This window comes from Sphingopyxis sp. Geo25 (assembly GCF_949769135.1).
Classification (GTDB): Bacteria; Pseudomonadota; Alphaproteobacteria; order Sphingomonadales; family Sphingomonadaceae; genus Sphingopyxis.
Genome location: NZ_CATKOZ010000004.1, coordinates 56,352 through 75,194, shown reverse-complemented (window position 1 = coordinate 75,194; position 18,843 = coordinate 56,352). Strand labels below are relative to the sequence as shown.

The 18,843-nt window shown below is 64.6% G+C and carries 22 protein-coding genes and 1 tRNA gene; 16 read left to right on the top strand and 7 right to left on the bottom strand.

Features of this window, described 5'->3' with window-relative positions:
- Positions 1-14 precede the first annotated feature (14 nt).
- Both QOL68_RS12675 and QOL68_RS12670 read left to right on the top strand, forming a co-directional pair.
- Entirely contained in the window at positions 15-1,214 is a 1,200-nt protein-coding gene (locus QOL68_RS12675) for an AI-2E family transporter (RefSeq protein WP_282949652.1), read from the top strand.
- Between the two features lie 43 nt (positions 1,215-1,257).
- Positions 1,258-1,334, top strand: a tRNA-Asp gene (locus QOL68_RS12670).
- Between the two features lie 78 nt (positions 1,335-1,412).
- Here the strand turns inward: QOL68_RS12670 and QOL68_RS12665 are convergent.
- The 4 genes from QOL68_RS12665 to QOL68_RS12650 form a co-directional block, all read right to left on the bottom strand.
- On the bottom strand, positions 1,413-1,643 hold the full coding sequence (locus QOL68_RS12665) for a DUF2842 domain-containing protein (RefSeq protein WP_282949653.1): 231 nt from the start codon (positions 1,641-1,643) through the stop codon (positions 1,413-1,415).
- On the bottom strand, positions 1,640-2,224 hold the full coding sequence (locus QOL68_RS12660; RefSeq protein WP_282949654.1) for a 5-formyltetrahydrofolate cyclo-ligase: 585 nt from the start codon (positions 2,222-2,224) through the stop codon (positions 1,640-1,642). The genes QOL68_RS12665 and QOL68_RS12660 overlap by 4 nt, the downstream gene beginning before the upstream one ends.
- A 231-nt stretch (positions 2,225-2,455) precedes the next feature.
- Positions 2,456-2,878, bottom strand: a complete 423-nt coding sequence (locus tag QOL68_RS12655) for a cell division protein ZapA (protein WP_282949655.1) — start codon at positions 2,876-2,878, stop codon at positions 2,456-2,458.
- Entirely contained in the window at positions 2,871-3,071 is a 201-nt protein-coding gene (locus tag QOL68_RS12650) for a hypothetical protein (protein WP_058456705.1), read from the bottom strand. The genes QOL68_RS12655 and QOL68_RS12650 overlap by 8 nt, the downstream gene beginning before the upstream one ends.
- A gap of 157 nt (positions 3,072-3,228) precedes the next feature.
- Here QOL68_RS12650 and tkt point away from each other — a divergent pair, with 157 nt between their 5' ends.
- From tkt to QOL68_RS12625, 5 genes are all read left to right on the top strand, one after another.
- The gene (tkt, locus tag QOL68_RS12645) at positions 3,229-5,196 is read left to right on the top strand and encodes a transketolase (RefSeq protein WP_282949656.1); all 1,968 of its coding nucleotides are present in this window, start codon (positions 3,229-3,231) and stop codon (positions 5,194-5,196) included.
- 36 nt (positions 5,197-5,232) lie between these two features.
- The gene (gap, locus tag QOL68_RS12640; RefSeq protein ID WP_282949657.1) at positions 5,233-6,240 is read left to right on the top strand and encodes a type I glyceraldehyde-3-phosphate dehydrogenase; all 1,008 of its coding nucleotides are present in this window, start codon (positions 5,233-5,235) and stop codon (positions 6,238-6,240) included.
- 146 nt (positions 6,241-6,386) lie between these two features.
- The gene (locus QOL68_RS12635; protein WP_282949658.1) at positions 6,387-7,580 is read left to right on the top strand and encodes a phosphoglycerate kinase; all 1,194 of its coding nucleotides are present in this window, start codon (positions 6,387-6,389) and stop codon (positions 7,578-7,580) included.
- Between the two features lie 79 nt (positions 7,581-7,659).
- Positions 7,660-8,550 carry a fructose bisphosphate aldolase gene (locus QOL68_RS12630; RefSeq protein ID WP_058456709.1) on the top strand — a complete coding sequence of 297 codons (891 nt, stop codon included), beginning with the start codon at positions 7,660-7,662 and terminating at the stop codon, positions 8,548-8,550.
- Between the two features lies 1 nt (position 8,551).
- A complete protein-coding gene (locus QOL68_RS12625; RefSeq protein WP_282949659.1) occupies positions 8,552-9,211 on the top strand; it encodes an O-methyltransferase in 660 nt (219 codons plus the stop codon).
- Here QOL68_RS12625 and QOL68_RS12620 read toward each other — a convergent pair.
- Positions 9,208-9,609, bottom strand: a complete 402-nt coding sequence (locus QOL68_RS12620; RefSeq protein WP_283404315.1) for a hypothetical protein — start codon at positions 9,607-9,609, stop codon at positions 9,208-9,210. The two genes, QOL68_RS12625 and QOL68_RS12620, sit on opposite strands and share 4 nt — an antisense overlap.
- A 35-nt stretch (positions 9,610-9,644) precedes the next feature.
- Here QOL68_RS12620 and thiE point away from each other — a divergent pair, with 35 nt between their 5' ends.
- Complete coding sequence (thiE, locus tag QOL68_RS12615; protein WP_282949661.1) at positions 9,645-10,280, top strand: thiamine phosphate synthase; 636 nt, start codon at positions 9,645-9,647, stop codon at positions 10,278-10,280.
- Here thiE and QOL68_RS12610 read toward each other — a convergent pair.
- Positions 10,265-10,426, bottom strand: coding sequence for a hypothetical protein (locus QOL68_RS12610; protein WP_282949662.1), 162 nt, complete (start codon positions 10,424-10,426; stop codon positions 10,265-10,267). The genes thiE and QOL68_RS12610 overlap by 16 nt on opposite strands.
- A 139-nt stretch (positions 10,427-10,565) precedes the next feature.
- On the opposite strand from QOL68_RS12610, the gene QOL68_RS12605 reads away from it, so the two are divergent.
- The 3 genes from QOL68_RS12605 to QOL68_RS12595 all read left to right on the top strand — a co-directional run bounded on the left by QOL68_RS12605 (position 10,566) and on the right by QOL68_RS12595 (position 14,054).
- Complete coding sequence (locus tag QOL68_RS12605) at positions 10,566-12,518, top strand: OPT family oligopeptide transporter (protein ID WP_282949663.1); 1,953 nt, start codon at positions 10,566-10,568, stop codon at positions 12,516-12,518.
- Between the two features lie 110 nt (positions 12,519-12,628).
- Positions 12,629-13,192, top strand: coding sequence for an elongation factor P (efp, locus tag QOL68_RS12600; protein WP_282949664.1), 564 nt, complete (start codon positions 12,629-12,631; stop codon positions 13,190-13,192).
- Positions 13,193-13,235: 43 nt separating this feature from the next.
- Entirely contained in the window at positions 13,236-14,054 is an 819-nt protein-coding gene (locus tag QOL68_RS12595) for an inositol monophosphatase family protein (RefSeq protein ID WP_058456714.1), read from the top strand.
- Positions 14,055-14,176: 122 nt separating this feature from the next.
- Here QOL68_RS12595 and QOL68_RS12590 read toward each other — a convergent pair whose 3' ends face one another.
- Positions 14,177-14,659 carry a YbjN domain-containing protein gene (locus tag QOL68_RS12590; RefSeq protein ID WP_282949665.1) on the bottom strand — a complete coding sequence of 161 codons (483 nt, stop codon included), beginning with the start codon at positions 14,657-14,659 and terminating at the stop codon, positions 14,177-14,179.
- A gap of 218 nt (positions 14,660-14,877) precedes the next feature.
- Here QOL68_RS12590 and QOL68_RS12585 point away from each other — a divergent pair, with 218 nt between their 5' ends.
- The 5 genes from QOL68_RS12585 to QOL68_RS12565 all read left to right on the top strand — a co-directional run bounded on the left by QOL68_RS12585 (position 14,878) and on the right by QOL68_RS12565 (position 18,843).
- Positions 14,878-15,252: an NADH-quinone oxidoreductase subunit A gene (locus tag QOL68_RS12585; protein WP_058456716.1), complete on the top strand. Its 375-nt coding sequence runs from the start codon at positions 14,878-14,880 to the stop codon at positions 15,250-15,252.
- 17 nt (positions 15,253-15,269) lie between these two features.
- Positions 15,270-15,815: a NuoB/complex I 20 kDa subunit family protein gene (locus QOL68_RS12580; protein ID WP_374395133.1), complete on the top strand. Its 546-nt coding sequence runs from the start codon at positions 15,270-15,272 to the stop codon at positions 15,813-15,815.
- A complete protein-coding gene (locus QOL68_RS12575) occupies positions 15,815-16,735 on the top strand; it encodes an NADH-quinone oxidoreductase subunit C (RefSeq protein ID WP_282949666.1) in 921 nt (306 codons plus the stop codon). The genes QOL68_RS12580 and QOL68_RS12575 overlap by 1 nt, the downstream gene beginning before the upstream one ends.
- Positions 16,736-16,770: 35 nt before the next feature.
- On the top strand, positions 16,771-17,988 hold the full coding sequence (locus QOL68_RS12570; protein WP_204993054.1) for an NADH-quinone oxidoreductase subunit D: 1,218 nt from the start codon (positions 16,771-16,773) through the stop codon (positions 17,986-17,988).
- 186 nt (positions 17,989-18,174) lie between these two features.
- The gene (locus QOL68_RS12565; protein ID WP_282949667.1) at positions 18,175-18,843 is read left to right on the top strand and encodes a complex I 24 kDa subunit family protein; all 669 of its coding nucleotides are present in this window, start codon (positions 18,175-18,177) and stop codon (positions 18,841-18,843) included.

Below are 18,843 nucleotides of genomic sequence, written 5' to 3'. Positions count from 1 at the left end.
GGGAGGCTCGAGGCGTGGCTGAAGACAGGGGGAGGACGAAAGCGGATGCTGCGCGCGCGAGAACCCTGCGCCAGATCGAGGTCGACGATTTCCGGCGCGACCGGCTGCTCGCCGCGCTTGCGCTGATCCTTGGTGCCAGCTTCTGCCTGGGTTTTCCCTTTGCGCTGAAGGCTGGAGCCGAATTCTTCCTGCCGCTCACCGCCGCCATCGTGGTCTCGATTGCGCTCGTTCCGCTGCTCGAATGGCTCGAGCGGCGGGGGTTGCCGTCGGCGCTCGCTGCATTTCTGGCGCTCGCGGGATTCGTGGCGCTGGTGAATGCGGCGCTGGCGATCATCGTCCTGCCTGCGACCGGCTGGTTCGCCCGCATTCCCGAATCGATCCCGCGCATCCAGAGCAATCTGGCGCCGCTCATCGATTTCTATTCGAGCCTGCAGAAGTTCGTCGACCGGACGCTGACCTCGGTCGCGACGGGGACCGAGGCGACCGCGCAGGCGGTCGCGGCGACCGCGCCGTCGTCGGTCGTCGATTATTTCATCTCCGCGGCGCCATCGGCGGCGATCCAGCTCTTCTTCGCTGTGCTCGTGATCTTTTTCTTTCTGTCCGGGTGGACGCGATTGCGGCGCGCGACGATCCGCCGCCGCGGCAGTTTCGACGGCGCGATGCAGACCGCGCGCGTGATCCAGAATGTCGTCGATGCGACCGCGGACTATCTGGCGACGATCACGATGATCAACGCGATCCTGGGGCTTGTCGTCTCGCTGCTGCTGTGGGCGCTCGGGATGCCGTCGCCCTTCATGTGGGGCGGGATTGTCAGCATCTGCAATTTCGTGCCCTATCTGGGACCGATCGTTGCGGCCGCGTTGCTCGGGCTCGGCGGTCTGATGACCTTCGATGCCGTGGGATTCGCGCTGTTGCCGGCCCTGCTCTTCATCGGCGTCCATCTGGTTGAGGCGAATCTCGTCACCCCGCTGGTGCTCGGCAAGCGGCTGACCATCAATCCGCTGCTGATTCTCGTGTCCCTGAGCTTTTGGGGATGGGTGTGGGGTACGCCGGGGGCGCTGCTCGCGGTGCCGCTTCTGCTGATTTTGCAGACCATCCTCGCATCGACAGGAACGCCCGATCTGGCGGGTTTCCTGTTCGAACATGGCACGCTGACTACCGCCGAAGAGGTACGCGATCGGCTAAATCGAAAAAAGGAGGAGGGCGACGGTTGACAGGCCGGAGCGCGGCGCATATTGGCGCCTCTCCCAAGCACACGCGGGTGTAGCTCAGTTGGTTAGAGTGCCGGCCTGTCACGCCGGAGGTCGCGGGTTCGAGCCCCGTCACTCGCGCCATTTCCTGCCCTTCGGGGCGAAATGGCCACCGCAGCTTGGGACATTCCCCGATCGGAATTTATGGACTGGCGCGGCTTCTCAGCCGCGCCACCGTCCGAGCTCCATCCAGCGCAGCAGCGGCTTCAAGGGCAGCACCCAGATGATGCCTGCGACGAGATAAAAGACCGCCTGGACGAGCATCGGCCATTCGCCGACCCAGGGCGACAGCGCGACGACACCCGTCGCCCAGATCGCGATCAGCAGCAGGATCAGGAACATGCCCGCGGGCTTGCGCCAGCTTGGCTGCGGGTCGGGAAGGGGCGGGCTCACAGGCGGTCTCCGATCACGATGAATTCCTGTTCGGTCAATATGGCGTCGAGCTGCGCGTCGGTCGGTTCGGTCGGAACAGTGTCAACTTCCTGCACCGACCATGCGATTCCGATGCGCGGGATGCCGGGGTGGGCGGCGAAATAGCGATCATAGTGCCCGCCCCCTTGTCCTAGCCGCCCTCCGGCGCGATCGAAACCGAGAAGGGGGCAGAAGATGAGGTCAGGGACGACGGATTCGCCGGTTTCCGGGGGTTGTTCGGTGCCCCACGGCCCGCGCTCCAGCGCATCGCCCGGCCGCCAGCGGCGAAAGCTCATTGTGGCGACGCGCCCTGCGTGATGGGGCAAGGCGAGCATCTGGACGCCTGTTAACATCGGGAGAATGTCCGGCTCGTCGCGCCACGCGATATAGGCGGCGATGCACCGGGCGGCTGCCGTCAAATCCGCGAGTGGGGCTGGCAAGCTCCTGAACGCCGCAAACCGCGCCATAGGGTCGAGATTCGCCGCAAAATGTTTACAACGAAATCGAAGTTTTTCCCGTAATGCGTTCTTTTTATTTGAAAGACTATCGGATCGGTCTGTCATCGCCCTGATCCGGTCTTTCTGCCGCGCTTGGCGGGTGGGTGGCGGGACCACCATGGGTCGGTTGCCGGAAGATCCTCTGACGCCAGTAACGTCAGGTGGGGGCCATGTACGTCGGACCAGGGTCCGGGCAGGGACAGCTCCCTTGGATGATGTATCGCCTCAGGGATTTTCGCAACGGCTCGTGCCGGGCAGTTCCCGCCGCCTCCTATGTAGGGTGCGCGGGCCCTCGGCTCAAGGGATTTGCTCGACCTTTTCGGCCAGCGCCTCGATACGATCGGCGATCTGCAGCAGCGCGCGGTCGTTGCGCGTCGGGGTGTTGACGGCGTCAGCATTGGCTTTTTTGAGTGCGTTGAGCTCGCTGAGGGCCGATTTGAGTTCGTCGCGCGCTTGCGCTTCGCGGCTTTCGGCGAGCGCCACGGCGGCGCGGAGCGAGTCGGATTGAGGTTCGGCCTTGTCGGCCTTGCCCTTCGCCTCGATCGCCTCGTCGGCCAGCATCAGCGACGCGAAGAGCAATTGGCGCGTTTCGGTGCCGCCGGGCATGGCGCGCACCTTTTCGTCGACGATGGCGGCAAGCCCTATAAGCTGCTGCTCCTGGCCGTCCTCACAGTGAACGTCATAGATGCGCCCGGCGATGTTGAGCTTTACGTCACCCATGCTTCGCCTCCGATATCAGCCGGTCGAGTTCGCCGATCACGGCAACGACCTCGGCCTTCAGCGCCGATTGGTCATTCGCTGCGGGTTCGGGGGCGGGACGGTTCGCGCGTTCGGTCAGCGCCTTTTCGATCCGGCTGAGCGCCCGTTCGATGCGGCCAATGGCGAGGCTGGATTCGTCGAGATCGAGTTCCATGTCCAAGGGTTAGCAGCGCCGGCGGAGGGGTGCAATCGCCTCTCCGTACCGAAATGCGCGCTATTTTATGCCGCGGGCGGTTGACTCCTGCCCCTCCCGCCGCAAAGGGCTGTCCCCACCGAATCCCGTCATCTTCACTTCCTGTCCCGGGGGACCCATGACACTGCCCGAACGCCAGCTCGCCAACGCCATCCGGGCGCTTGCGATGGATGCCGTACAGGCCGCGAACAGCGGTCATCCGGGGATGCCGATGGGCATGGCCGATGTCGCGACGGTCCTCTATTCGGACTATCTGAAGTTCGACCCGACCGATCCGAAATGGGCCGACCGCGATCGATTCGTCCTCTCGGCGGGCCATGGTTCGATGCTCGCTTACGCGACGCTTCATCTCGCGGGCTATGCGCACCCGACGATCGATGAGATCCGCAATTTCCGCCAGCTGAGCAGCCCGTGTGCGGGGCACCCCGAGAATTTCGAGCTCGCGGGCGTCGAGACGACGACGGGGCCGCTGGGCCAGGGGCTGGCGACCGCGGTGGGCATGGCGATCGCCGAGCGGCATTTGAACGCGATCTATGGCGACGATCTTGTCGATCATCGCACATGGGTGATCGCGGGCGACGGCTGCCTGATGGAAGGCATCAACCACGAAGCCATTGGTTTAGCTGGGCATTTGCAGCTCGGACGGCTGATCGTGCTGTGGGATGACAACAAGATCACGATCGATGGCGCGACCGACCTGTCGACGAGCGAGGATGTGAAGGCGCGCTATGCCGCCACCGGCTGGCATGTCGAGAGCTGCGACGGGCATGATCCGGCCGATATCCGCCGCGCGATCGACGGTGCGCTGGCTGACAACCGCCCGTCGCTGATCGCGTGCAAGACGCTGATCGGCTTCGGGGCTCCGAACAAGCAGGGCACCTCGGCGACGCACGGTTCGCCGCTGGGCGCCGATGAGGTTGCCGCTGCTCGCGCGACGCTGGGCTGGACGGCCGAGCCGTTCGTCATTCCGGCCGATGTCGCGGCGACGTGGGCGGGCTTTGGCGAGAAGGGCAAGAAACTTCACGCCGAATGGAATGATCGCCTCGCAAGCAACGAAAAGAAAATGGAATTCGAGGATCGCCTGAGCGGCAAGATAGCGCCGGGCGATGCGTTCAAAGCCTATCTCGACGGGCTGGTCGCCGAGCCGCCGAAGGTCGCGACCCGCAAGGCGTCGGAGAACACGCTGACCGCGCTGACGGCCGATATCGCGTCGCTGGTCGGCGGCAGCGCCGACCTGACCGGCTCGAACAACACCAAGACCGCGTCGACCAAGCCGCTGACCAGGAATGATTATGCGGGCCGCTATATCTATTACGGTATTCGCGAGTTCGGCATGGCCGCGGCGATGAACGGCATGGCGCTGCACGGCGGCGTCGTGCCCTATGGCGGCACCTTTCTGGTCTTCGCCGACTACTGCCGCGCGGCGATCCGCCTGTCGGCGCTCCAGAAACAGCGTGTCGTCTATGTGATGACGCACGACAGCATCGGCCTCGGCGAGGACGGGCCGACGCACCAGCCGATCGAACATCTCCAGTCGCTACGCGCGATGCCCAACCTGCTCGTGATGCGCCCCGCGGATGCAGTCGAGACCGCCGAATGCTGGGCAATCGCGCTGGCGCAACAAAGCCGTCCGACGCTGCTCGCGCTGACCCGGCAGAACCTCCCGCCGCTGCGTCATGACGTCACGAAAAATCTTAGCGCGAAAGGCGGTTACCGCCTGCGCGGCGCTTCGGCGGCGCGCAAGGTGGTGCTGGTCGCAACCGGGTCCGAAGTGTCGCTCGCGCTCGAAGTCGCCGACAAGCTCGAAGCCGCCGGCCATGGTGCCGACGTCGTGTCGATGGTCTCGACCGAGCTGTTCGACGAACAGGCCGCCGCCTATCAGGCCGATATCCTGCCCGACGATACGCTGATCGTCTCGATCGAGGCGGGCACGACCTTCGGCTGGGAGCGCTACACCGGCCGTCACGGCCTCCGCTTCGGCATCGACAGCTTCGGCGCCTCGGCGCCGATCGAAGACCTATTCAGGCATTTCGGCCTTACCGCCGATGCTATCACACCCCAGATCCTGGCACGGCTCGGCGCGTAAGACCCAAGCCTCCACACGCAGAAAGGACTCCTCGACATGGCAGTGAAAGTCGCAATCAACGGTTTCGGACGCATCGGCCGCAATGTGGCGCGCGCCATTCTGGAGCGGACCGACCACGACCTCGAACTTGTGTCGATCAACGACCTGGGCGATGCCAAGGCGAATGCCCGCCTGCTTCGCCATGACTCGGTGCATGGTCCGTTCAACGGCAGCGTCGAAGTCGACGGCAACGACCTGATCATCAACGGCAAGCGTATCCAGGTGACCGCCGAGCGCGATCCCGCCGCGCTGCCGCACGCCGCGAACGGCATCGACATCGTGATGGAATGCACCGGCTTCTTCACCGACAAGGCCGGCGGACAAAAGCATCTCGACGCTGGTGCGAAGCGCGTGCTGATCTCGGCCCCCGCCAAGGAAGTCGACCTGACCGTCGTCTATGGCGTCAACGACGACAAGATCACCGCCGATCACCGGATCATCTCGAACGCCTCCTGCACCACCAATTGCCTCGCGCCCTTCGCCAAGGTTCTGCACGAGGCAATCGGGATCGAGCGCGGCCTGATGACGACGATCCACGCCTATACCAACGACCAGAAGATACTCGACCAGATCCACAGCGACCCGCGCCGCGCCCGCGCCGCCGCGATGTCGATGATCCCGACCTCGACCGGTGCGGCCGTGGCCGTCGGCCTGGTGCTGCCCGAACTCAAGGGCAAGCTCGACGGCTCGTCGATCCGCGTGCCGACCCCGAATGTTTCGGTCGTCGACCTGACCTTCACGCCGTCGCGCGACACGACGAAGGAAGAGGTAAACGCGGTGCTGAAGGCGGCGGCCGAAGGCCCGCTGAAGGGCGTGCTCGGCTATACCGACGAGCCGCTGGTTTCGATCGACTTCAACCATAATGCCGCGAGCTCGACCATCGACAGCCTCGAAACCGCGGTCATCGACGGCAAGCTGGTGCGCGTGCTGAGCTGGTACGACAATGAATGGGGCTTCTCGAACCGCATGGTCGATACCGCGGGCGTGATCGCCAAGTTTCTGTAAGTCGATATTTTGATGTTTCCCCGCGAAAGCGGGGGCCCATCTCCGACCATATCGAAATCGCGCGAACCGCAGTGGGCAACGAGAGCGCAGGTGATGGACCCCCGCTTTCGCGGGGGAGCATTTCAGGATTGGAGCGAGGAAAAGTGGTGAACTTCAAGACCCTCGACGATATCGGCGACGTCACCGGCAAGCGCGTGCTCGTGCGCGTCGACCTCAATGTCCCGATGATCGATGGCGCGGTCAGCGACGCGACGCGGATTCAGGCGGCGATGCCCACGATCCGCGAGCTTTCGGACAAGGGCGCAATCGTCCTGCTCCTCGCCCATTTCGGGCGACCCAAGGGCGCGAAGAACCCGACGCAATCCTTGAGCCTCGTCATGGGCGGGGTCGAGGATGTGCTCGGCCATTCGGTGATGTTCATCCCCGAAGCAGTCGGCGAGGGCGCGAAGGCGGGCGTTGCCGTCCTCGCGCCGGGCGACGTCGCGGTGCTCGAAAATACCCGCTTCTATCCCGGCGAAGAGACGAATGATCCGGCTTTCGCCGACGCGTTGGCCGAGGTCGGCGATCTTTATGTCAACGACGCTTTTTCGGCGGCGCACCGCGCGCATGGCTCGACCGAGGGCGTCGCGCACCGCCTGCCCGCCTATGCTGGCCGCGCGATGGAGGCCGAATTGAAGGCGCTCGACGCCGCGCTCGGCAATCCGGCGCATCCGGTGGCGGCGGTCGTCGGCGGCGCGAAAGTGTCGAGCAAGATCGATGTGCTGCGCAACCTTGTCGGCAAGGTCGACCATCTGATCATCGGCGGCGGGATGGCGAACACCTTCCTGGCCGCGCGCGGGGTCGATGTGGGCAAGTCGCTGTGCGAGCATGACCTTGTCGATACCGCCAACGCGATCTTCGACAGCGCCGATGCCGCGGGTTGCACGATCCATCTTCCGTATGATGTCGTGGTGTCGAAGGAATTCGCGCCCAATCCGCCGACGCGTACCGTCAACGTCCATGAAGTTGCGGCCGACGAGATGATCCTCGACGTCGGCCCCGCCGCGGTCGAAGCGCTGGCGGACGTGCTCAAGAACTGCCGCACGCTCGTCTGGAACGGCCCGCTCGGCGCGTTCGAGACGCCGCCTTTCGACACCGCGACCGTCGCGCTCGCCAAGACGGCAGCCGCGCTGACCCGCGAAGGCTCGCTGATTTCGGTCGCGGGCGGCGGCGATACCGTTGCGGCGCTGAACCATGCCGGCGTCGCTGATGATTTCTCTTTCGTCTCGACCGCGGGCGGTGCTTTCCTCGAATGGATGGAAGGCAAACCGCTGCCGGGCGTCAACGCGCTCAAAATCTAGTTGTTTTCTCGCATTTGCATCCCCGAAGCGGGGAAGCTATGCGCGCCACCGCATACCTATGCAAAGTCACGGAGAGTTTATGACGACCGCCAATGCCGAGATGCTGGAACAGATCAAGTCGGGGCAGGGATTTATCGCCGCGCTCGACCAGAGCGGCGGTTCGACGCCCAAGGCGCTCAAGGGCTATGGCATAGAGGAAGATGCCTATTCGAACGACGAGGAGATGTTCGGCCTGATCCACGACATGCGCAGCCGCATCGTGACCGCGCCCTGCTTCAACGGCAAGAAGGTGATCGGTGCGATCCTGTTCGAGCGCACGATGGACGGCGAAGCGGGCGGCAAGCCGGTTCCGGCGCTATTGTGGGAACGCGGCGTCGTGCCATTCCTGAAGGTCGACAAGGGGCTTGAGGACGAAGCCGATGGCGTCCAGCTGATGAAGCCCAATCCGGGGCTCGATGCGCTGTGCGAACGCGCGGTCGCCAAAGGCGTTTTCGGCACCAAGATGCGCAGCGTCATAAATCTTGCCAACCCCGCCGGGATCAAGGCGATCGTCGCGCAGCAGTTCGCCGAGGCGGCGCGAATCGCGGCGCATGGGCTGGTTCCGATCATCGAGCCCGAGGTGAACATCAAGAGCGCCGAGCGCGGCGCCGCTGACCGCCTGTTGCTCGAGGAAACGCTGGCCGCGCTCAACGCATGGACCGGCGCGCCGGTCATGCTGAAGCTGTCGCTGCCGACCGAGGCGGGGCTGTTCCAGCCCCTGGTCGATCATCCCAAGGTGCTGCGCGTCGTCGCGCTGTCGGGCGGTTTTGCGCGGCCCGAGGCTTGCGTCGAACTGGCCAAGAACCCCGGCATCATCGCGAGCTTCAGCCGCGCGCTGTTGGAGGACCTGCGCCACCAGATGAGCGACGAGGAATTCAATGCGTCGCTGGGCGGCGCGATCGACGAAATTCACGCGGCCTCGGTGGCCTGATGTGAAGGGAGAGGGATGGCAAGCCGTCGACGAATATATCGTCGGCAAACTGCTGGGCGCCGACGATGCGCTTGCCACCACCCTCGCCAACAATGAGAAGCAGGGCCTGCCGCCGATCGACGTGTCGGCGCCGCAGGGGAAGATGCTGTTCCTGCTCGCGCAGATGGCGGGCGCAAGCCGCATTCTCGAAGTCGGAACGCTTGGCGGCTATTCGACGATCTGGCTGGCGCGGGCGCTGCCCGAGGGCGGCCTGCTGGTGACGTTGGAGATAGACCGCACGCACGCGCGCGTCGCCGCCGAAAATGTCGAACGCGCCGGGCTGGCCGACCGGGTCGATATCCGCGTCGGTCCGGCGAAGGATAGTCTGGCCGCGATGGTGCCGGGCGAGCCGTTCGATTTCATATTCATCGACGCCGACAAGCAGGGCAACGCCCATTATGTGGCCGAGGCGATCCGGCTCGGCCGCAGCGGTACGACGATCGTCGTCGACAATGTCGTGCGCGAGGGCGGAGTACTCGACGCGAACAGCGGCGATCCGCGGATCGACGGCACGCGCGCCTTGTTCGAGATGCTGCACGGAGATTCGCGCCTCGACGCGACCGCCGTGCAGACGGTCGGATCGAAGGGCTGGGACGGTTTCGTGCTGGCGCGGGTGCTCTAGAGGCCGCCGGCGAAGCGGAAGCTGAACCGATAGTCGCCGGGTTTGATCGTTGCGTCGGTGCGCTTTTCGGGCCGGACCGATTCGAGAGTGAATTGGCCATCGGCAAGCTGGACAGGTTCGCCCAGCGTCGCCTCGAACGGCTGCTTGTTGCCATTGCCGCGAATCCACACCATCTGCACCTTCACGCGGCCCGCCCAGATGCAGCGCGCGTTCATCGGGCAGCGGCTGTCCTCCAGCACCGCGACCGGCTGAACCAGCGGGCCGTCGACATAGGCGCGCTGGCCGAGCGCGACGTCGCTGCCGTCGGCAAGCGGCGCATCGCGGCCCGCCGTGGCGCAGGCCGAAAGCGTGAGAAGGGCGGCGAGGGCCGGGGCGGCAATGCGGGTCAAGTTCTGCATTTGCCCACGTCTGGCGCCATCGCTATGAACCCGCCATGACCACGACTTGCCAGCTTTACCTGATCTCGCCGCTCGACGTCGGCGGCGACTTTCCCGACCGGCTCGATGCCGCGCTGTCCGCCGCGCCCGTTGCGGCGTTCCAGTTTCGCGTCAAGGGTCTCGACCAGCACGAGGCGGCGCGGCTTGCGGCGCCGTTGCAGGCGATCTGCGCGGCAAAGGATGTCGCCTTCATCGTCAACGACGATATGGCGCTCGCAAAGCGTCTCAAGGCTGACGGCGTACATCTGGGACAGGGCGACGGCGATCCGAAAGAGGCACGGAGCCTGCTCGGCCCCGGAGCACAGATCGGCGTGACCTGTCACGCGAGCCGTCACCTCGCGATGGAAGCGGGGGAGGCGGGCGCCGACTATGTCGCGTTCGGCGCCTTCTTTCCGACGACGACCAAAGAGGTCGAGCACCGCGCCGACCCCGAGATCCTGACCTGGTGGCAAGGATTGTTCGAATTGCCGTGCGTCGCGATCGGCGGGATCACGCCTGACAATGCGAAGCTGCTGGTCGATGCGGGCGCGGATTTTCTCGCGGTGTCGGGGGCGGTCTGGAGCCATCCCGAGGGGCCTGCCGCCGCAGTGAAGGCTTTTGCCGCGATCCTTAAGGGTCAGCCGACCGGATAGTCGCGGCCCGGCGATTTTTCCGGCTTGGCTTCCCGCGGCGGCGCGCCCTCCTTGCGCCAGCCGAACAGCCCGGCACAGGGAGCGGAACGCTTCGGTGGCTTGGCTGCCCGGAGACCGGACGGCTGGTCAGGGATATCCACGTTCATCATGGGCCGCCTTTTGCTCCGGGGCGACGGAAAGGGATTGGATCGATACGTCAAATCATCCTCGTCTCGTCGGTTTTTTGCTTGTGCGGGGCGCCAAGTCACCCCAACACGGCGGAATTGAAGAGGCGGAAGGACGATTATGAGCCGCGATGGCACGGCAATGCGCGAACTGACGGTCCGGGCGATCCTATTGGGCGGATTGCTGACGCTGATGTTCACGGCGGCGAACGTCTATCTGGGTCTCAAGGTCGGGCTGACGTTCGCGACCTCGATCCCCGCCGCCGTCATTTCGATGGCGCTCCTGCGTTTCATGGCGGGATCGACGATTCTCGAGAACAATATCGTCCAGACGATCGCGAGTGCAGCGGGCACGTTGGCGGCGATCATCTTCGTGCTGCCGGGGCTGATCATGGTCGGTTACTGGCAGGGTTTCCCGATGATCGAGACGACCGCCATCACGATGCTCGGCGGGATCCTCGGCGTGCTCTTTTCGGTGCCGCTGCGCCGCGCGCTGGTGGTCGAGGCCGATCTCCCCTATCCCGAAGGCCGCGCGGCGGCGGAGGTTCTGCATGTCGGCGCGGCGAGCGCCGAAGGCGCGGCCGAGAACAAGGCGGGGCTGTCGGCGCTTCTGTGGAACAGTCTGGTCGCCGCGGGTTTTACCTTGCTCACCCAGATGAAGCTTGCCGCGGCCGAAGTGTCGCACTGGTTCAAGGTCGGGACTGGCGCGACTGGCGTGGCGGGCGGGCTCAGCTTCGCGCTGTTCGGCGTCGGCCACCTTGTCGGCCTGTCGGTCGGTCTTGCGCAGCTCGTCGGCATGGTCACCGGCTGGTGGATCCTGCTGCCGATCCTGACGCAGGGCGCGAGCGGCGCCGATGTCGAGGCGATTGCGAACGACGTGTTCCGCGCGGACGTCCGATTCTTCGGGGCCGGCGTGATCGCCGTCGCGGCGATCTGGACGCTGCTCAAGATCGCCGGGCCAGTGATTGGCGGCATCCGGTCGGCGATGGCGGCGAGCAAGGCGCGCAACGCCGGCGAGGCGCTGGCGGTCGGCGAGCGCGACATTCCGATCGGCTGGGTGTTCGGCGGTTCGCTGCTGACCTTGCTGCCGATCGCCTGGCTGCTGTGGTCGGTGCTTGCGGGCGGGCCGCTTGCCGGTTCGGCAGCGATTCTTGTCGTCGGCGCCTTGGTGTTCGTGATCGTCATCGGGCTGATGATCGCGTCGGTCACCGGCTACATGGCGGGCCTGATCGGCGCGTCGAACTCGCCCGTGTCCGGGATCGGCATCCTCGCGATCATCGCCTCATCGCTGTTGCTCGTCGGCCTGCTCGGGCGCGGCGGGGGCGAGGAAGCGAGCGCGGCGATGGTCGCCTATGCGCTGATCGTCACCGGCGTCGTCTTCGGTATCGCGACGATCTCGAACGACAATTTGCAGGATCTGAAGACCGGCCAGCTCGTCGGCGCAACGCCGTGGAAACAGCAGGTCGCGTTGATGATCGGTGTATTCTTCGGTTCGCTCGTCGTGCCGCCGGTGCTCAATGTTCTGAACGAGACGCTGGGCTTCGTCGGCGTGCCGGGGGCGGGGCCCAATGCGCTGGCGGCGCCGCAGGCCGGGCTGATCTCGTCGCTCGCCAAGGGCGTGCTTGGCGGCGACCTCAACTGGACGATGCTGGGCTACGGCGTGGCTGCGGGCATCGGTTTCATCCTCATCGACGAACTGCTGGGCCGTGCGCGCAAGCTGCGCCTCCCGCCGCTCGCGATCGGGATCGGCATCTACCTGCCGATGACTGTGATCCTGCCCGTCGTGATCGGCGCGATCGGCGGCTGGTTTTACGACCGCTGGGCCGAGCGCCGCGCCAACCCCGAATTTGCGCATCGCATGGGTGTGCTGACCGCGACGGGGATGATCGTCGGCGAGAGCCTGTTCGGTGTTTTCTACGCCGGCCTCGTCTACGCCACCGACAGCGACGCGCCGCTCGCGGTCGTCGGCGACGGCTTCCATGTCCCGTCGATCTTCGTCGGCCTCGGCCTGTTCGTCGTCCTCGTCGCGATGAGCTATGCGCGGACGCGCAAGGCCGTCGCGACGACCGCGTGACGCAAGCACCGCTTGCCCTTCGCCGCACACGCGGCTAAGGGCGCGCTCCTGTGACCGGCGCATGCGATGCGCCGGCGGCTCTTTCCATCCTTGAACAGCGAGTGTGCGCGATGAAAATCACCGGCGTTGAAATCCGTCCCGGCAATATTATCGAATTTGAAGGTGGCATCTGGAAGGTCACCAAGATCCAGCACACCCAGCCGGGCAAGGGCGGCGCCTATATGCAGGTCGAGGCCAAGAATCTGATCGACGGGCGCAAGCTCAACAACCGTTTCCGCAGCGCAGACACGGTTGAGAAGGTCCGCCTCGACACCAAGGATTTCCAGTATCTCTATGCCGAGGGCGACGATCTCGTCTTCATGGACAAGGATAGCTACGAACAGATCACAATCTCCAAGGATGTCGTCGGCGACGCGCACGAATTCCTGCAGGACGGCATGGAAGTCGTCCTCGAGCTGTGGGAAGAACGCCCGATCTCGGTCGAACTGCCCGAGCAGATCGAAGCGACGATCGTCGAGGCCGATGCGGTGGTAAAGGGCCAGACGGCGTCGTCGTCGTACAAGCCCGCGATCCTCGACAATGGCGTGCGCGTCATGGTGCCGCCGCACATCACCAGCGGGACGCGCATCGTGGTCAATGTCTATGACCGCGAATATGTTCGCCGCGCCGACTAATTGAATATCACCGCCCGCATTTCGGGCGGGTGGAGATTTTGACATGGCCATTTCCGGCATCATCACCGTCATGGAACGCGCCGCGCGCAAGGCCGGCACGAAACTGCGCCGCGACTTCGGCGAGATCGAGCATCTGCAGGTCTCGCAAAAGGGGCCCGCCGACTTCGTGTCGAAGGCGGATCAGGCCGCCGAGCGCACGCTCTATGACGAACTGACCCACGCGCGTCCCGGCTGGGGCTTCCTGATGGAAGAAGCCGGCGAGATCGAGGGCGAGCCGGGCAAACCGCGCTTCATCATCGACCCGCTCGACGGCACGTCGAACTTCCTGCACGCGATCCCGCAATTCGCGATCTCGATCGCGGTGCAGGAGCCGAAGCTCGGCGGCGGCTGGGGCGACGTGACCGCGGCGCTGATCTATCAGCCGGTCACCGACGAAAGCTATTGGGCCGAGCGTGGCCGCGGCGCGTGGCTGCACGACCGGCGCCTTCGCGTCGCGTCGCGTCGCCACCTCAACGAATGCCTGATCGCCACCGGGATTCCGTTCATGGGCCACGGCGACATGGCGCAGTGGAGCCGCATTTTCGGCGCGGTCGCGCCCGAAGTCGCCGGCATCCGCCGCTTCGGCGCCGCCAGCCTCGATCTAGCCTGGGTCGCGGCGGGCCGTTTCGACGGTTTCTGGGAAAGCCAGCTCAACATCTGGGATGTCGCCGCCGGCATGTTGCTGGTGCGCGAGGCGGGCGGCTTCGTCAGCGATTTCCGCGGCGGCGACCGCGCGATCGAACGCAGCGAATTCATCGCGGGCAGCGGCGCGGTGCATTCCAAGCTTCAGAAGCTGGTCGCGGGCGCGCTGCGCAACGCCTGACGTGTCGTAGCTCTTCCATCGTCATGCCGGATTTGATCCGGCATCCATCTCGGCGTCGAAGCCATGGACCCCGGATCGAGTCCGGGGTGACGAAGGAGGGGCGGGGCTGACCTACGTGGCCATCATTTCTCGAAAACATACTCGCGAAAACTGTCCATCAGCGATGACCAGGTGTTGAGCGTCTCGCCCAGATTTTCGCGCGGGATCCCGGCAAAATCGACATCGACGTCCATTTCGAGCACCGGGTCGCCTTCGTCATCGCGATAGGCGCGGGCGAAGCGCTTGGTCCGGTTCCATTGGTTGAGTCGGTCGAGCGACACATCCTTCGCGTCGCTGAAACCCATATAATATTGCAGGGTCTTGCAGTTCCGGTTGTCCTCGCAGTTCATGAACAGGACGAGGAATTTCAGGCCGTTCCGGTTGCTCTCGATATAGGGATCGTCGCCGTCCTTGGTGACAAGCGTCGCCGGCCAGCCCTGCGACTCGAGGATCGCCTTGATCGTCGCGGGATTCTTCGCATTCACCAGTTCGGCATGGGCTGGCGCCGCCGACAGTGCCAGTGCGGCGGCCGCTGCGACGAGGGCGCGATGAAAAATTGGTCCCATAAAAGCTCCCCAGTTTCGAAACGGGCGCCAAAGGCCCGAAATATCGACCCCTGCCGTCCGCGTATCATGAGGATAGGGGCGCGTTCCAGCGCCGTTTGTGCTTTTGGTCACAACGGCAACGAATTTCCTCGCCGCAGCGCTTGCGAGGCGCGGCTTGCTGGCCTAAAGCGCGCCCAACAAAGGGGTGGTAAACGCCTTAAAACAGACTGCGAGCTCCCATGGTCGATCTGACGCAATATCTGCCGATCCTGATCTTTCTGGTCATAGCCGTTGGCCTTTCCTCGGCCTTCGTCTTCCTGCCGATGGGCGTCGCGCGCCTGACCGGCGCGCACAAGCCCGATCCGGCGAAGCTGACCGAATATGAATGCGGCTTCCCCGCGTTCGAGGATGCCCGCAGCCAGTTCGACGTGCGCTTCTATCTCGTCGCCATCCTTTTCATCATCTTCGACCTCGAAGCCGCCTTCCTCTTTCCCTGGGCGGTCAGCCTCAAGGAAATCGGCTGGGCCGGTTGGGCCACGATGATGATCTTCCTTGCCGAACTCGCGATCGGCCTTGTGTACGCGTGGAAAAAAGGCGCGTTGGATTGGGAATGAGCAGCTCCAGCATCATCATGCCCGGCCAGATGCCGGTCGCCAGCCCTGTCGCTCCGGGAACCAACCCGGATCAGAGCTTCTTCGACGATCTCAACAGCGAGGTTGGCGACAAGGGCTTCCTCGTCACCACGACCGAGGATCTGTTCAATTGGGCGCGTACCGGCTCGCTGTGGTGGATGACCTTCGGCCTCGCATGCTGCGCGGTCGAGATGATCCACGTCAACATGCCGCGCTATGACATGGAACGCTTCGGCGTCGCGCCGCGCGCCAGCCCGCGCCAGTCCGACGTGATGATCGTCGCGGGGACGCTCTGCAACAAGATGGCCCCGGCGCTGCGCCGCGTGTACGACCAGATGTCGAACCCCAAATATGTCATTTCGATGGGCAGCTGCGCCAACGGCGGCGGCTATTATCATTACAGCTATTCGGTGGTGCGCGGCTGCGACCGCATCGTGCCCGTGGACATCTATGTCCCCGGCTGTCCGCCGACTGCTGAGGCGTTGCTCTATGGGGTGATGCAGTTGCAGCGGAAGATCCGCCGCACCGGGACGATCGAACGCTGATGGCCAGTCCCGCTCCCCTGATCGCGGCCCGCGAGGGCGTTGGCCCCGCGCTGCACAAGCTGCTCGGCGAGGATCTCATCGAGCATGTCTTTGCCGTGGGCGAGGACAGCATAACCGTGCGCCGCGAAGCGGTCGCCGGTGTGATGGTCATGCTGCGCGATGAACTCGACTATCAGCAGCTGATGGAAATCGCCGGGGTCGACTATCCCGAACGCGCCGAGCGTTTCGAGGTCGTCTATCACCTGCTCAGCGTGACCAAGAACCACCGCCTGCGCGTCCGCGTGTCGACCGACGAAACGACGCCGGTACCGAGCATCGTGCCCGTCTGGCCCGTCGCCGGCTGGCTCGAGCGCGAAGTTTTCGACATGTACGGCGTGCTGTTCGCGGGCAACCCCGACCTCCGCCGCATCCTGACCGACTATGGCTTCCAGGGCCATCCGCAGCGCAAGGACTTCCCGCTGACCGGCTATATCGAGCTGCGTTATTCGGAAGAGGACAAGCGCGTCGTCTATGAACCGGTGAAGCTGGCGCAGGATTTTCGCAACTTCGACTTTCTCAGCCCCTGGGAAGGCGCCGACTATGTGCTGCCGGGCGACGAAAAGGCCGGCGGCACCGGCGAAGCGCCGGGCAAGGGTGCGCCGTCGCCGATGACCGCGCAGCAGGTCAAGGTCGCCGACGAAAAGGGGGAAAAGAAGGCGCCGCCGCCGACCCCCAAGACCACCGACAAGCCCGAACAGACCGGCGCGGGCGCGAAGGCGAATATCAAGGCCGCGAAGACGAGCCGCGACGGCGCCAAGGCGACGACGGCCGCCAAAGCGAAGACTCCGGCCACGAAGAAGGCCGAAAAGGCGCCTGCCAAGCCCAAGGCGCCCGCGAAGCCGCGCGCGCCGCGCAAGCCCAAGACAGGAGGTGACGCATGACCGACTCTCCTCAGGTCAAGCACCACGGCAGCGACATGTTCGAAGGCTATCCGGTCGACACCGCCGATACCGCGGGCGACCAGGCCGTCACCAACTATACGATCAACTTCGGCCCGCAGCACCCCGCGGCGCACGGCGTGCTGCGCATGGTGATGGAACTCGACGGCGAGATCATCGAGCGCGTCGACCCGCACGTCGGGCTGCTCCACCGCGGCACCGAGAAGCTGATCGAGTACAAGACCTATCTGCAGGCGCTGCCCTATTTCGACCGGCTCGACTATTGCTCGCCGCTCGGCATGGAACATAGCTATGTCCTCGCGATCGAGAAATTGCTCGACCTCGAGGTGCCCGACCGCGCGCAGTACCTGCGCACGATGTTCGCCGAGCTGACGCGCATCTGCAACCACATGCTCAACATCGGGTCGCACGTCATGGACGTCGGCGCGATGACCCCGAACCTCTGGATCTTCGAGCTGCGCGAGGATTGCCTCAACTTCTTCGAGCGCGCGTCGGGCGCGCGGATGCACAGCGCCTATTTCCGTCCGGGCGGCGTCCATCAGGACGTCCCCGAAAAGCTGCTCTACGACATCGGCAAATGGTGCGAGACGCGGCTGCCGAAGCTGTTCGGCGACGCGATGAGCCTGGTCATCGACAATCGGATATTCAAGCAGCGCAATGTCGATATCGCGACCGTAGCGAAGGAAGACGCGCTGGCGTGGGGCTTCTCGGGCCCGATGATCCGCGGCAGCGGCATTCCGTGGGATCTGCGCAAGTCGCAGCCCTATGACGCCTATGCGAAGATGGACTTCGACATTCCCGTCGGCACGCGCGGCGACTGCTACGACCGCTTCATGGTCCGCGTGCAGGAAGTCTATCAGTCGCAGCGGATCATCCTGCAGTGCATCAACGCGATGCCTTCGGGCCCGATCGCCAGCCTCGACCGCAAGGTCGTGCCGCCGAAGCGCGGCGAGATGAAGCAGTCGATGGAATCGCTGATCCATCACTTCAAGCTCTATACCGAGGGTTTCCACGTCCCGGCGGGCGAGGTTTATGTGGCGACCGAAAGCCCCAAGGGCGAATTCGGCGTCTATCTGGTCAGCGACGGCACCAACAAGCCGTACCGTTGCAAGATCCGCCCGACGGCGTTCAGCCACCTCCAGGCGATGGACATGATGTGCAAGGGCCACATGCTTGCCGACACCACCGCGATCATCGGCGCGATCGACGTCGTGTTTGGGGAGTGCGACCGGTGAGGTTCTGGACCCGAGCAGCCAGCGTTGTTTTCGCCGCTGCGCTACTTGCCGTGTTTGCGGCAAAGTACGTCTTTAACGTCCCCAATTTGGACTCCATCAGGGCATTTCTCTGGCCTCTTTTGTTAGCCAGCATTTGCCTTAATGCCTTTTTTGGATCTCGCGAAAGCAAAAGCCCGGAAGTAACAAATGGCTGACGCACCCCAAATCCCCGACGAAGCCGAAGTCCGCGCGCGCTGGGGCGCTTTTGCGTGGACGGCGGAAAATGCCGAGAAGGCGAAGGCCGTCATCGCGCGCTACCCCGCGGGGCGTCAGCGTTCGGCGGTGATGCCGTTGCTCGACCTCGCGCAGCGCCAGGTCGGAGCCGAGACCGAGACGCAGGGTTGGCTGCCCGTGCCGGTGATCGAGTTCGTCGCGGCCGAGCTCGATATGCCGTTCATGCGCGCCTATGAAGTCGCGTCTTTTTACACGATGTACAATCTGGCGCCGGTCGGCCGCTATCATGTGCAGGTTTGCGGCACGACGCCGTGCCTGCTGCGCGGATCGGACGACGTGATGGCCGCGTGCAAGAATCGCGGCATGACCAAGGGCAAGACCACGCCCGACGGTCTGTTCACGCTGACCGAGGTCGAGTGCATGGGCACCTGCACCAACGCGCCGATGGTCCAGATCAACGACGATAATTACGAAGACCTCGACTATGACTCGATGGTCCGCATCCTCGACGATCTGGCGGCGGGCAAGCAGCCGAAGACCGGTCCCCAGAACCCCAAGCGCCACACGAGCGAGCCCGAGGGCGGCCCGACGACGCTGAAGGAAATGGTCAAGGCCAACCATGACTATCGGAAGGAGTGGTGA

Excerpts from the sequence above, each read along its gene's own strand:
- efp (WP_282949664.1), top strand. The coding sequence starts at position 12,629 with ATGAAAATCACCGGCGTTGAAATCCGTCCCGGCAATATTATCGAATTT.
- QOL68_RS12655 (WP_282949655.1), bottom strand. The coding sequence starts at position 2,878 with ATGGGTGACGTAAAGCTCAACATCGCCGGGCGCATCTATGACGTTCAC.
- QOL68_RS12605 (WP_282949663.1), top strand. The coding sequence starts at position 10,566 with ATGAGCCGCGATGGCACGGCAATGCGCGAACTGACGGTCCGGGCGATC.
- gap (WP_282949657.1), top strand. The coding sequence starts at position 5,233 with ATGGCAGTGAAAGTCGCAATCAACGGTTTCGGACGCATCGGCCGCAAT.
- QOL68_RS12590 (WP_282949665.1), bottom strand. The coding sequence starts at position 14,659 with ATGGGACCAATTTTTCATCGCGCCCTCGTCGCAGCGGCCGCCGCACTG.
- QOL68_RS12620 (WP_283404315.1), bottom strand. The coding sequence starts at position 9,609 with ATGCAGAACTTGACCCGCATTGCCGCCCCGGCCCTCGCCGCCCTTCTC.
- QOL68_RS12580 (WP_374395133.1), top strand. The coding sequence starts at position 15,270 with ATGCCCGGCCAGATGCCGGTCGCCAGCCCTGTCGCTCCGGGAACCAAC.
- QOL68_RS12575 (WP_282949666.1), top strand. The coding sequence starts at position 15,815 with ATGGCCAGTCCCGCTCCCCTGATCGCGGCCCGCGAGGGCGTTGGCCCC.
- tkt (WP_282949656.1), top strand. The coding sequence starts at position 3,229 with ATGACACTGCCCGAACGCCAGCTCGCCAACGCCATCCGGGCGCTTGCG.
- QOL68_RS12660 (WP_282949654.1), bottom strand. The coding sequence starts at position 2,224 with ATGACAGACCGATCCGATAGTCTTTCAAATAAAAAGAACGCATTACGG.
- QOL68_RS12595 (WP_058456714.1), top strand. The coding sequence starts at position 13,236 with ATGGCCATTTCCGGCATCATCACCGTCATGGAACGCGCCGCGCGCAAG.
- QOL68_RS12610 (WP_282949662.1), bottom strand. The coding sequence starts at position 10,426 with ATGAACGTGGATATCCCTGACCAGCCGTCCGGTCTCCGGGCAGCCAAG.
- QOL68_RS12630 (WP_058456709.1), top strand. The coding sequence starts at position 7,660 with ATGACGACCGCCAATGCCGAGATGCTGGAACAGATCAAGTCGGGGCAG.
- thiE (WP_282949661.1), top strand. The coding sequence starts at position 9,645 with ATGACCACGACTTGCCAGCTTTACCTGATCTCGCCGCTCGACGTCGGC.
- QOL68_RS12585 (WP_058456716.1), top strand. The coding sequence starts at position 14,878 with ATGGTCGATCTGACGCAATATCTGCCGATCCTGATCTTTCTGGTCATA.
- QOL68_RS12570 (WP_204993054.1), top strand. The coding sequence starts at position 16,771 with ATGTTCGAAGGCTATCCGGTCGACACCGCCGATACCGCGGGCGACCAG.
- QOL68_RS12650 (WP_058456705.1), bottom strand. The coding sequence starts at position 3,071 with ATGGAACTCGATCTCGACGAATCCAGCCTCGCCATTGGCCGCATCGAA.
- QOL68_RS12565 (WP_282949667.1), top strand. The coding sequence starts at position 18,175 with ATGGCTGACGCACCCCAAATCCCCGACGAAGCCGAAGTCCGCGCGCGC.